This window comes from Anabaena sp. CCY 0017 (assembly GCF_963920885.1).
Taxonomy (GTDB): domain Bacteria; phylum Cyanobacteriota; class Cyanobacteriia; order Cyanobacteriales; family Nostocaceae; genus Nodularia.
In genome coordinates, this window is record NZ_CAWUDG010000003.1 from 214,634 (window position 1) to 226,600 (window position 11,967).

Consider the following 11,967-nt stretch of genomic DNA (forward strand, 5'->3'; position numbering starts at 1 on the left):
AATCATGGATATACATCTAGAAGAGAAAGGATTTGTTGCGGACATTTTGATTGTTGATGACAAATTAGAAAACATTCGCTTTTTATCTGATTTTTTATCTAAACACAACTATCAAGTTCGTAAAGCTATTAATGGACAAGCAGCATTGAAGTCTGTGAGTACATTGCCACCTGATTTAATTATTCTCGATATAAATATGCCGGGAATGGGAGGGTATGAGGTTTGTGAATACTTAAAGAATGATCCCAAAACTTCTGCAATTCCTGTAATTTTTTTGAGCGCTGGTAATGAAGTTAATGATAAAATTTTAGCTTTTGCAGCCGGAGGTATTGACTACATTACTAAACCATTTAATTTAGAAGAGATATTAGTTAGAGTCCAGACTCATTTAAAGCTACGACAATTACAAATAAATTTACACAATCGCAACCAGGAGATCCAAAGTATGCTCCTAGAGTTGCAAAAAACTGAAGCTGCACTAATTCAAAAGGAAAAGCTGGTTAATGCTTCTCAAATTACAGCCGGAATTTCCCATGAAATTAACAACCCACTCAGTTTTATTGTGGGTAATCTCAAACCTGCATCTGAATATAGTGAAAATCTGATTACTTTGATTTCACTTTATCAAAAAGCCTTTCCCGATGCCACTCCAGAAATTAACAAATTTATTCAACATATTGAATTAGATTTCTTAATTAAAGATTTAAGAGAGATTATTAACTCTCTACATACGGGAGCAGAACGTATTAGCTCAGTCATCAAGGCTCTACATATTTTCTCCCGTCTAGATGAATCAGGCATTAAACCGATAGATATTCAAGGCAGTATCGAAAGTGTGTTAATCATACTACGTTATAAACTGGTTTTAAATCAGGGAGCAGTTAACATTGCAGTTGTAAAAAATTATCAAGATACGCCAAAATTTATCGGTCAAGCAAATCTATTCAATCAAGTGCTGCTGAATATTTTACAAAATGCTATTCAGGCGTTGGAATCAAAAGTAAGTTCAAATATTGACAGTTCATTTAATCCAACAATCTGGCTGAATATATCCACAACAGAGCAACAGAAAATCAAAATTAGTATTAAGGACAATGGTATAGGAGTTTCCCCAGAACATCAATCTCGTTTGTTTGAGCCGTTTTTTACGACAAAATCACCGGGTAAAGGAGTAGGATTAGGTTTATTTACCAGCTATCAAATTATCACGGAATTTCACCAGGGTACTTTAACTTACCACAACTGCCCTGAAGGAGGTTCAGAATTTGTTATTGAAATTCCTTAAATTTTCCTCACAGTTAATAGCCGAGAAAATTGATTGTCAATCTGCTTGCTTATATAGCAATACTGTTCAGTTAAGAAAATTGTATAGGACTCATATTTGATTTATCAAATACACGTAGGGTGTGTTATCACGAAGTGTAACGTATCAAGGACTGGAAGACGGTGCGTTAGGCTAAAGCCATAACACACCCTACATATACTTAGATTTTTTCAAAAATAAAATCGGATTCCTATAGGATTCCTATAGTGTTTATTCATTGAATTCTGGACAAGTTTTATTAGCAAAATCACACTGATAAATATAGTTTTTTTGCCAACTTAGAGGAATTTCTAATAAATCTCGTGTCCCAGTCATTCCTTGTCCCATAAATAGTAATAAAGCTATGCAGTTTAATATAATATGAACCAGCCGCCAACGATGGGATTTATCTTGATAAATATCTTGCACAATGGCGATAGAAAATATCATCAGTAATGAGGCAGCAATACCAATATAGTAATGTGACCAATACCATTCATTTGTCCGGCGAAATACCCCATCCTGGCAACCCAGAATCACTAAGCCCGCACCAGTTAAAGTCGCAAAAATTCCCCGCCATAGCCGTTGTTTTGCTCGATAAAGTAATCCCAGAGAGACAATAGTCAAAACAAAGATTAACACAATAAATACTACTAAAAACAGGGACTGATTCCATAATTGATTTTTGATAATATTTGTGCCAATTGGGTAAGCTAATCCTATTAAAGATAATCCTACAACTCCGCTTGTTAACCAATCGCCAAACTTCTTATGTTCTTGACCAACTACTGGTGGAATTTTACTCTTATTTCCAGCTAAATTTTGTAACCGACGTTGGCGTGTTTGCCAAGCAAAGTTAACTACAATCCCAATTAAAGGGAAGGCAAAAATAACCGCGATAGCTGGATGAATAAGACGCAAAAAATCTACAATTTGCATAATACAATAATTTAAGTTAAGACATTGCTCAGGAACTTACAAGGAATAAAATCCCAAATTTGTAGGGTGGCTTAGGACGATATTCCGTAACCCACCACTATCCTACAATTCTTGGGTAATTAATTTTTTGGTGTTCCCTAAATTTAATTAAATACAGCCACAAGTAGTTAGCTTACAGAATATTATGGCGCTCGTAAACCATGTTTTTCTTGAGTGCGGGTATAAAATATTTTAGGTTAAAAAAAAATAATTAAAAATATTTCGTAATCAGCAGAATAACTGATATCATGTTTATATCAAGATGCTTAAAGATAACTCCACCCTAACCCCGTTTACACAAGTTGGACTAGAGGGAGTTTCCATCGGGAGCAACGCGAAAATGTGAGATCGGATTTTATATCTCAATTACCAGGGCTGATTCCTAATAAACCCTGGTTGAAATTCCCTATTTTTACCTTTTCTAGGTAGCGATCGCTCAAAGCTTAGGTAACTTATATTACCAAATTTCCGAACCTCACAAAATCGCGTTGCTCCCGTTTCCATCCCTAAAAACAGAATTCAACCAGAAATCTAGTTCCCGTCCTCGCTTACACCGGAGGGGTTAGGGGTGGGATATACAGCCTCACAAATAATTGGTATTACGAATCCAAATATTCCCGATTTGTTTAATAACTATATATTTTAACATTTTTAAAATTTGCGAATTAGGTAGGATTAACTAATTTCCACAGCAAATAATAATTGTCACTATAAACTACATTTGTTGTAGATTTATATCTAGTTTCTAGATTACTCCGCCAGATATCGGAAGGATTGAGTATAAAAATATCAGTAAACCCAATAGGGATATCAGGAATATCTTGACCTTTGACTAATTGAAATCGAACTTTTGGCTGGACAAGATAACTCAAAGAAAAGACATTCCCATAATTAATTCCCTCAGCATCACTAATTAACAGTGGCTGTTCTCCCTGATTAATAATCTTAGCAACTTGGGGATTACCATAGCTAACTCCCTTATTCCACCAAGTTTCAGATGCGTAGCTTACTCTAGAAGAAATCAGCCCACAAACAATTATCAATACCAAAAGTACTTGCCAGATTCGGCGGCGTAATACAATCCCGTTATATATTTGTGTAGCTAGTAAATAAGCAACGGCTAGTTGAATACCTAAATAAGCCAATATCAAATTTTCTTGTGAATTTAAAAAAATGCCTCCAAGAAATAAATTTGGTAGCATTATAGGGATGAATTTAATTATTATTAATAGTATCATAAATAACCAGCTTTTGTAGTTAGTTGTTCGACAGAGAAAGTAAATTGCATATCCCACTAAAGTTAAAAATATTAATGAAATCAAATAGCCCAGAGGGTCGTCTAAACTGAAATCTAAATCAAAAAAAAGCCGACTTACCTGCATTCGCCAAACTGGAATTAAAGGCATCAGAGATGTCTCTGTTGTGATTACATCTGCTGAAATTAGAAACCTCAAAAAATTGGCTACCACAATCATTATCCAAGGCAGAAAAGCTAAAAACCCTAGAGATGACGCTATCAAATACGCTCTAACTGTTTCAGATATTTGAAATTTTGTAGTTGTAATTACGTAAAGTGCCTGAGCAACAGCTACAAATATACTCCACAAACTTGTGTAAAGACTAAGTACCAAAGTTACTACATAAATTCCCCAGATAGCAAAACGGTCTGGAATTTGCTGTCCTGGTGCTAATTCTTGGTTATGCTCTTTTGATTCCAGCCGCATAGCTTGCAACAGTGACGCGCTGCATAGTATGATGGTAACTAACGACAGAATGGATGCTTGTGCTTCTTGAGCGTAAAGCAAATGAATAGGAGAGATTGCCATCAGAGCGATCGCTAACCAAGGTACTGATAACGGCACATTAAATAATTCTCGGCATAGCCAGTAAATACATGGAAATACTAACAAGCTAATTAAAGCAGATAAACTTCTAATTACAACTACTGAATTCCCAAATATTTGCACCCATAATCTAGCTATTAAATAATAAAGTGGTGGATGTTGCGGGTCTTCTGTAGCCAGAGACATAATTGTGCCACTAAAGCCTTTTTCTAAATTAGGACGCTGAAACCTCGCAAAACTTTCTCTACTAATTACACGACCATTAAATATTTCCTGCTTGACCTCATCCACCGTGTAGCCAGAAATTCGTAATGATGTATAAGTTTCATCATGAGAGTAAACTTTACCTTCAAGATTAACAAAGCGAAATAATATTCCCATTGCCAACAAGAAGATAATTAGAAATCGCAACCAACTCGGAACAGGAGTGAGGTTCCGCATAATTAGGTTTTTGATAAAGTACTTTAAAATCTCCTAATCAAGTTAACTATTTTGATAACTTATTGAAGTTTATAATGAGCGTTTTATAGCAAATTGCTGGGGAGAATCCAACTTGCGATAAAAATAGAAAACTGATGTAAAAAACCTATTAAACCCTCTTGCCTTGGCGTTCTTTGTGACCTTTGCGGTTCGTTTTCATTCCCTACATCTATCATCACCGCCAAAGAGGTTAGGACATTCTTGATTACGGAAAACCTTAAAGCAACTTAGTTCATTCCCCCAGCCACAACTGCGGAAAAACCCCCGAAAATATCCGGGGGCTGGTATATTTCACAGACAACTAGCAGCAAAAGCGCTCCGTAGACACCTAATCAATCAATTACGATGATTATTACTGTAGCGAACCCTTGTACCTGCCCAAAGCAGCTTCTCCCGCAGCGTCTGATAATATGAATTGTTCTCTCGCAAAATAATAAACTTTGCCCGACAATCAGCCATACGCACATCAACCCGATGACCTGGCCAAATAGACGTAGATAACACCCCATCCATCCACAGCTTTGTACTCAAATCATAGTCTCCCAACGGCCAGATGCTGACTACAGAACCAGGAGGTAAAACTAGAGGGCGACTAGAAAGACTCATGGGACAAATGGGAGTGATGGTAAGTGCCTCCATACCATCGTGCATGATGGGGCCATTAGCAGAAACGGTATAACCAGTAGAACCGGTGGGAGTGGAGATAATTAAACCATCCCCCACATATTGATCGATCACTTCACCATCAATTTCCATTTCCAGAATAGAGGTGATCATGCGGTCAGCAGAGGCGGGTTTAACACAGAATTCGTTTAAAGCTAGGTAGCGCTCAGTCACAGGTTCCATATTCGTGCGTTGACCCTCATACACTGCCGCTTGTAGCATCATCCGCCTCTGGATGGCATAGCGATCCTCAAATAGCCGATCCCAAACTTTCTCTGTATCTTGAAACTCATCTACAGACTCGGTTAAAAAGCCCAGATGACCGCCAATATTTACACCCAGAATGGGTATACCAGCAGGGGCTAAATGTCTAGCACTGGTTAAAACAGTACCGTCACCACCGAAGACCAAAGCCAAATCAATGGGTTGAGTGGCAGAAGCCAAAAACACCGGATAAGGGTTATCTTTTGGCCCACTAGGCCCCATCAACACCTGACAATGGCGCTTTTCTAGTTGTTTAGCACAGAGTTCTGCCCAGCGTTTACTCTGGGAATCTCGTGCTTTATAAGCAATGATTACCTGCTTGAGTTGCACGCAAAATTACCACTTCAGGAGATTAAACTGCTCCATATCGACGGTATCGCGGTTGCGATAAATGGCCAGCACAATGGCTAAACCCACCGCCGCTTCAGCAGCTGCCACGGTAATCACAAACACGGTGAATACCTGACCCTTAATTAAAGTTGAATCGAGAAAGTTGGAAAATGCCATTAAATTCAGGTTAACAGCATTCAGCAATAACTCAATTGACATCAACACGCGCACGGCATTACGACTGGTAATTAAACCGTAAATGCCAATACAAAACAAAGCTGCGGCTAGTAATAAAAAGTACTGGAGTTGCATGGATTATCGTATCCCTTCTGTTAGCTTACATGGCGTAGCCATAAAGAATCTGGCTTTTTACTGGCGATATGATTCGCAAATTTTACTCTTTGGTTTCGCTACCCGCCGATACTAAGTCTCTGGGGCGTTCTGGCAAAGTCAAAACAGTTTGTGGCAAATCTGATGGTGCTGGTGATTCAGGCAAATACTCGCGACGTGCCAAAATAATCGCTCCCACCATCGCTATTAGCAACAATATTGAAGCCAGTTCAAAAGGCAGTAAAAAGTCAGTGAAGAAATGTTCACCAATCACAACTATAGAACTTTCGGGAGCGACAGCCGCAGGTGTTGAATATGCCCAAGGAGTCCCCAAGACCATCACACTCAACAGACCAAATAATCCCAAACTCACTACCCCTGTTAGGACTTTCCGTAGCCCCGCACTGGGAAATGGCGCAAAATCTTCCCGCTTGTTCACCAACATAATGGCAAACAAAATTAGCACGTTAACCGCCCCAACATAAACCAGCACCTGTGCGGCTGCTACAAAGTCACCATTCAGCAACAGGTAGATTCCCGCCATGCTGATAAACACGCCCCCCAGCATAAAGGCAGAATAGACAACGTTAGAGAACAGCACTACTCCTAAAGCTGCTCCAATCATCATCACGCCTAGTATGCCTAACGCAACAAACTGTACTCCTTCGGCTAGATTCACTGTTTCCGATCCTTTTTGATTTCCAATAAATGGTAACTGGTAATCGGTACTAACGATTACCCACTAGCACCGTCAGGCGGAATTTAGACTTCAAATCAATCAAAAGCCGATTATGTAAAGTTTTGACTTTTGACTTTTGACTTCCGCCTTGCGGCGCTAGGCATTCGTTTTTTCTGTTTGTTCTAGCAGGTCTTCTGGACGAGAACCAGCACGAGGCGCATCAGCAGGCAGGTCGTGAGGTTCCATGACACCCTTGGGCAAGTAAGCTAGTTCGCGCAGTGGCGTAACCATTGGGTCATTTGTGACTTTGTAAGGCAGACGACCTAGGGCTACGTTGTCATAGTTCAATTCATGGCGATCATAAGTGGATAGCTCATACTCTTCTGTCATTGATAGACAGTTAGTTGGGCAGTATTCCACACAGTTACCGCAAAAGATACAAACTCCAAAGTCAATGCTGTAGTGTTTGAGGTTTTTCTTTTTGTTGGCTTTCTCAAATTCCCAATCTACTACAGGCAGATTAATCGGACAAACCCGAACACAGACTTCACAGGCGATACATTTATCAAACTCAAAGTGAATCCGGCCGCGAAACCGTTCGCCAGGAATCAGTTTTTCGTAAGGGTACTGTACGGTGACAGGGCGACGCTGCATGTGGTCAAAGGTTACAGCTAACCCTTGTCCGATGTAACGTCCGGCTTGTACTGCTTCTTTGGCGTAATCACCAACTTGTTTGAGGAACTTTAGCATTTTTAGTGTTTTTCTCTCTCTTTTCAATTCTGGATTCTGGATTTGAGATTTTAGATTAAATCTAAAATCTCAAATAGGTTTATCCACCAAAGGCGAAAGGAAAGGCAAGTTTCAGCGCTGCGGTTACTAGAAGATTAACTAAAGCAAGTGGCAACAAAAACTTCCATCCTAAATCTAGCAATTGGTCAATCCGCACCCGTGGTACTGTCCAACGTAACAAGATGGCGATAAACACTAGCAAATAGGCTTTGATTAGGGTCATGACGATACCCAAAGAAGCTGTTGCTACCTGCAAGACTGGATTGAATTCGCTAACTCCAAACCAATTCGCTATGACGCTAACGGGAATGGGAAAATCCCAACCACCCAGGTATAAAACTGCTACCAATAGGGCAGAAAGCACTAGGTTGACATAAGAACTGAGGTAAAACAGCGCGAATTTCATCCCAGAGTATTCGGTCTGATAACCAGCTACGATTTCTTCTTCCGCTTCGGGTAGGTCAAAGGGTAAGCGTTCGCATTCAGCCAGGGCGGCGATCCAAAAAATTAGGAAACCTACTGGTTGCCGCCAAATGTTCCAGCCGAGGATACCATAGCCAGATTGCTGGTTAACAATATCAATGGTGCTGAGACTGTTAGACATCATGACGACGGCTAACACGCTTAACGATAGGGGAATTTCGTAGCTAATAGACTGAGCAGCAGCTCGTAAGCCACCTATGAGGGAATATTTGTTATTTGATGCGTAACCAGCCATTAACAACCCAATGGGAGCAATGCTAGAAAACGCAATCCACAGGAATATTCCCATGCCCACGTTTGTAATCACAATATTCTGTCCAAAGGGGACAATCAAATAGGACAGAAATACTGGCAGTACGACTAAAATGGGGCCAATGGTAAATAGCCAAGCATCAGCTTTTGCTGGTACGATGTCTTCTTTAAATACCAGCTTCAAACCATCGGCGACTGGAGCTAGTAAGCCAAAAGGTCCAATAAATTCTGGGCCAATGCGCTGCTGTACTGACGCGGAAATCTTCCGTTCTAACCAAACACAGACTAGTACCCCCACTGTTGCTCCAATGAGCATCAGTATCATTGGCAAGGGCATCCATAAGGCTTTGGCTGTCCCTGCTGGTATCCCTAAATCCATGACGGATTTAATAAACGTTCCTTGGAGGTCAATTCCTGAGTTCATGTTTCTGCTCTTTAAGTCAACTGAAGTCTGAAGTTTGAAGTGTGAAATTATAAAGTATAAAATTCGCCTCCTTCATCCTTCATCCTTTTATGCTGTGATGAAGACGCTTGATTGATAGCTTGCGTGACGTAGCCATAGATTTTTGCCAATTCCCATGCCTAGTATATCGTCTGGTGGTTTTCAGCCCCTGAAGCTATACAAGAACTTCTACTTATGGTCAGCATTGGGATTTCTTTTGCTTGGCGAGATGGGGAGATGGGGCAGGCACACAAGTTTAAGTAGGAGCGGGTTTACGAATATCCCCGTTAATGATGTGGGATATCTGTGATAGCTGGCGTGGTGTAGCCATACCCGCCCCTATTCATGCTCCTACCCGTTCTTGGTCATTAGCGGGCATATTTGCCCCTTACTTCTGTTCCCAGATCCGCCACCTCCGCCTCCCCAAGCAAGACAAAGCCTCCGCCGACATGATGGCAACGGTTTAGTCTCACTAATAATCAAGCTACCAGTTAACGTTGGTCGATGGGGAGATAAGTAACCTCATGCTTACCGTTGTAAATCTGGGTAGGTCGAAATATGCGGTTTTCTGCTAGTTGTTCTTTCCAGTGAGCTAGCCAACCTGCAACACGTGCGATCGCAAATATTGGTGTAAATAGGTCTGTGGGAATTCCCATTTTCCTATACACCAAACCAGAATAAAAGTCAACATTGGGATAAACCCCTTTGCCTGGCAGTTTTTCTGCCACAACTTTTTCCATTTCTAGGGCAATGTCATAATATTTGTCATGCCCAAACTTGGCAAACAATTGTTCTGCTAAGTTTTGTAAGACCGTAGCTCGTGGATCTTTGACTTTATACACACGGTGTCCAAAGCCCATGATCTTGGCTTTGCGTTGTAGCAAGTTTTCTACATAAGGACGCACGTTTTCGACTGTGCCAATTGCTTCCAACATCTGAATCACTTCTTCGTTGGCTCCACCGTGCAGGGGACCGCCTAGGGTTCCTACCGCACTAGCAACCACAGCGTAGGGGTCAGTTAACGTAGAAGCTGTTACCCTGGCACTGAATGTAGAGGCATTCATTGTATGCTCGACGTGCAGGATCAAGCAGATGTCAAAAATTTTGGCTGCCAACGGATCTGGTTCTTGCTCGTTGAGCATATAGAGAAAATTGGCGGCGTAGCCTAAGTCATCGCGAGGCCTTACGGGGTCGTTGCCTTTTCGCATTAACTGAAATGCCGCTACCATTGTGGGAATAGTGGCTAACAGGCGCACTACGGCATCCCGAATGTAAGCAGGGTTGTGTAAGTCCCGGCGCGAATAAAACAAGCCTAATGCCGCAGCAGAGGCTTGCAGAGCATCCATCGGGTGACCGCTTTCTGGAAAGCATTTCATCATGTCCCGAATGCGGTATTTTATCCGCCTGTGGTAGCGAACCTCATGCTCAAACGCGTCTAATTCTTCTTTTGTTGGCAGTTCGCCCCAGATTAAGAGATAAGCAGTTTCCAGAAATGAACTTTTTTCTGCTAATTCCTCAATCCGGATGCCACGATATTCTAGAATTCCCTTCTGCCCATCAACATGACTAATACTCGATTGGGCGGCGGGAATGCCTTCTAAACCAGGCTTGTATTCGCACACCATCATGGCAACACCATTTACTTTTTGAGATATCTGTTCACGCTAACTTACCAGAAATTCTTGTCGCTATAACAGTAGCTGATGTCACAACACTTTTGGCAAAAATGTTGAAAAGCTGTTACAGCAGGTACTTGGGTGGTGTCAACCAAAACATTTGACTACGACCCAGAGGTGAACCTATTTCTGGTAGTTTTATCCCGATCATACCTGCTTTTTTCAAGACTAAACTGTTCTTGATTTCTCCCCAAAGTAGATTTTCTGCCCAATTGCTTAAATCGGGTTCATGTCCTACTAGGGCAATTTGCGTGTTTTGTGCATAATTTTTGGGTTCTAACCAGTATTTTAGCCAACTAGAGATATTACCATTAGGGGCAAGATGGGGAGATTCTTCCAATTGGCTACTGAGTTCATTTGCGATCAGTATTTCAGCCGTTTGGCGGGCGCGGACTAAGGGACTGGTGACAATTATCTCAAACTGTAAACCTAATTTTTTAATTCTCTGGGCAACTTTTTCGGTTTTTTGTCGTCCTTCTTTAGTAAGCGATCGCTCTTCATCTTTTTTAATGTCTGGTTGCTTCTCTTCAGCTATACCATGACGAATTAAGTATAATTCCATATTTTTTTGAATGCTGTTATTAGTATGATAATAGGTTTAAATCTTTAATAATTTAGAATATTCAGTGTAAATGACGGTTAATACCATTTTTATATGAAGCTGCACAGAATAATTCTTAAATTAACAAGGTTTTCAGGCTCCTGATTATATGCAACTTCACATTAGATTGGTATAAGTTAGTCATGCGACTTTGAGCATTGATTTTCCCTAGTTACCGTATATTTACACGGTTTGTGAACCAACTTACAATAAAAACTTATTTTGCACGAAGTGATTGCTGAAAGCTGACTCATCGAATCAAATTAAAATTATTCTTCAACACTAGGATAAAAATCTAAGTCTAAAATTTCATCGACACCAAAGGGACAGACCATCGGAAAGTTTTCCCCTGATAAAGTTGTTTCTACCATTGCTTCTCGACGCGCTCTTTGATAAGTGGCATTTATCCACTCTACATCACTTAAAAAACGGCGCAAACTAGGACTTTCTGCTAATAGTTCATCTAAATTCAGTCGCTCACGAGTAATGGTCACTTGCCAACTATGGCTACGCAGTTTGGGTTGATGCTTCCACTTGAGCAAATGCGATAATACTAACCGCAATGAACTCTGCAACGCCCTTTGCTGACTTTTTCCCAAGTCCACTACTTCCTCAATTAAGTTTTCTAAATCTAAGATGTCCCAGTGCTGCGATTTTAAAAGCTCTGCGGTCTGCTCTACCCAAGCATAAAAATCTTGCTCATACAAGCTTCGTAACATTTGCGGGTGTATAGTTTTCATGGCGTTTTTTCTTCGTAATCAAAATCTAGATACTGTTTTTTAGTTAAGAATTTATTGCCAAGCTATGAATTTTTTAGTTAAAAATTCAGTCCACGAGTAGCTGACTTTTCACG

12 protein-coding genes are annotated in these 11,967 nt (G+C 40.5%); 2 read left to right on the forward strand and 10 right to left on the reverse strand.

The genetic code is table 11. The features are described 5' to 3' along the window. Nucleotides 1-4 precede the first annotated feature (4 nt). Nucleotides 5-1,285 carry a response regulator gene (locus tag ACM0OW_RS05435; RefSeq protein ID WP_414549023.1) on the forward strand — a complete coding sequence of 427 codons (1,281 nt, stop codon included), beginning with the start codon at nucleotides 5-7 and terminating at the stop codon, nucleotides 1,283-1,285. Nucleotides 1,286-1,534: 249 nt separating this feature from the next. On the opposite strand, the gene ACM0OW_RS05440 is transcribed toward ACM0OW_RS05435, so the two are convergent. The 7 genes from ACM0OW_RS05440 to nuoH form a co-directional block, all read right to left on the reverse strand. Beyond that, nucleotides 1,535-2,242, reverse strand: coding sequence for a DUF4079 domain-containing protein (locus ACM0OW_RS05440; protein ID WP_414549024.1), 708 nt, complete (start codon nucleotides 2,240-2,242; stop codon nucleotides 1,535-1,537). Between the two features lie 704 nt (nucleotides 2,243-2,946). Beyond that, a complete protein-coding gene (locus tag ACM0OW_RS05445; protein ID WP_414549025.1) occupies nucleotides 2,947-4,566 on the reverse strand; it encodes a glycosyltransferase family 39 protein in 1,620 nt (539 codons plus the stop codon). Between the two features lie 375 nt (nucleotides 4,567-4,941). Further along, nucleotides 4,942-5,862, reverse strand: a complete 921-nt coding sequence (locus ACM0OW_RS05450) for an NAD(+) kinase (protein WP_414549026.1) — start codon at nucleotides 5,860-5,862, stop codon at nucleotides 4,942-4,944. 6 nt (nucleotides 5,863-5,868) lie between these two features. Continuing rightward, entirely contained in the window at nucleotides 5,869-6,174 is a 306-nt protein-coding gene (gene nuoK, locus ACM0OW_RS05455) for an NADH-quinone oxidoreductase subunit NuoK (RefSeq protein ID WP_006199065.1), read from the reverse strand. An 82-nt stretch (nucleotides 6,175-6,256) separates the two neighbouring features. Next, on the reverse strand, nucleotides 6,257-6,871 hold the full coding sequence (locus tag ACM0OW_RS05460) for an NADH-quinone oxidoreductase subunit J (protein ID WP_414549027.1): 615 nt from the start codon (nucleotides 6,869-6,871) through the stop codon (nucleotides 6,257-6,259). 156 nt (nucleotides 6,872-7,027) lie between these two features. Beyond that, nucleotides 7,028-7,621, reverse strand: coding sequence for an NAD(P)H-quinone oxidoreductase subunit I (gene ndhI / locus ACM0OW_RS05465; protein ID WP_414549028.1), 594 nt, complete (start codon nucleotides 7,619-7,621; stop codon nucleotides 7,028-7,030). Between the two features lie 79 nt (nucleotides 7,622-7,700). After that, a complete protein-coding gene (gene nuoH / locus ACM0OW_RS05470; RefSeq protein ID WP_414549029.1) occupies nucleotides 7,701-8,819 on the reverse strand; it encodes an NADH-quinone oxidoreductase subunit NuoH in 1,119 nt (372 codons plus the stop codon). Between the two features lie 308 nt (nucleotides 8,820-9,127). On the opposite strand from nuoH, the gene ACM0OW_RS05475 reads away from it, so the two are divergent. Further along, nucleotides 9,128-9,304 (forward strand): hypothetical protein, encoded by a 177-nt coding sequence (locus tag ACM0OW_RS05475; protein ID WP_414549030.1) that lies wholly within the window; start codon nucleotides 9,128-9,130, stop codon nucleotides 9,302-9,304. A gap of 24 nt (nucleotides 9,305-9,328) precedes the next feature. Here the strand turns inward: ACM0OW_RS05475 and ACM0OW_RS05480 are convergent, their stop codons facing one another. From ACM0OW_RS05480 to ACM0OW_RS05490, 3 genes are all read right to left on the reverse strand, one after another. Further along, on the reverse strand, nucleotides 9,329-10,465 hold the full coding sequence (locus ACM0OW_RS05480) for a citrate synthase (protein ID WP_414549031.1): 1,137 nt from the start codon (nucleotides 10,463-10,465) through the stop codon (nucleotides 9,329-9,331). A gap of 112 nt (nucleotides 10,466-10,577) precedes the next feature. Then, a complete protein-coding gene (sixA, locus tag ACM0OW_RS05485; protein ID WP_414549032.1) occupies nucleotides 10,578-11,075 on the reverse strand; it encodes a phosphohistidine phosphatase SixA in 498 nt (165 codons plus the stop codon). A 308-nt stretch (nucleotides 11,076-11,383) separates the two neighbouring features. Continuing rightward, a complete protein-coding gene (locus tag ACM0OW_RS05490; RefSeq protein ID WP_414549033.1) occupies nucleotides 11,384-11,854 on the reverse strand; it encodes a DUF29 domain-containing protein in 471 nt (156 codons plus the stop codon). Nucleotides 11,855-11,967: the final 113 nt, after the last annotated feature.

Bases quoted from the DNA above. Each gene is read 5' to 3' on its own strand.
- sixA (WP_414549032.1), bottom strand. From the start codon at position 11,075: ATGGAATTATACTTAATTCGTCATGGTATAGCTGAAGAGAAGCAACCA.
- ACM0OW_RS05490 (WP_414549033.1), bottom strand. From the start codon at position 11,854: ATGAAAACTATACACCCGCAAATGTTACGAAGCTTGTATGAGCAAGAT.
- ndhI (WP_414549028.1), bottom strand. From the start codon at position 7,621: ATGCTAAAGTTCCTCAAACAAGTTGGTGATTACGCCAAAGAAGCAGTA.
- ACM0OW_RS05480 (WP_414549031.1), bottom strand. From the start codon at position 10,465: ATGATGGTGTGCGAATACAAGCCTGGTTTAGAAGGCATTCCCGCCGCC.
- nuoH (WP_414549029.1), bottom strand. From the start codon at position 8,819: ATGAACTCAGGAATTGACCTCCAAGGAACGTTTATTAAATCCGTCATG.
- ACM0OW_RS05435 (WP_414549023.1), top strand. From the start codon at position 5: ATGGATATACATCTAGAAGAGAAAGGATTTGTTGCGGACATTTTGATT.
- nuoK (WP_006199065.1), bottom strand. From the start codon at position 6,174: ATGCAACTCCAGTACTTTTTATTACTAGCCGCAGCTTTGTTTTGTATT.
- ACM0OW_RS05475 (WP_414549030.1), top strand. From the start codon at position 9,128: ATGATGTGGGATATCTGTGATAGCTGGCGTGGTGTAGCCATACCCGCC.
- ACM0OW_RS05445 (WP_414549025.1), bottom strand. From the start codon at position 4,566: ATGCGGAACCTCACTCCTGTTCCGAGTTGGTTGCGATTTCTAATTATC.
- ACM0OW_RS05440 (WP_414549024.1), bottom strand. From the start codon at position 2,242: ATGCAAATTGTAGATTTTTTGCGTCTTATTCATCCAGCTATCGCGGTT.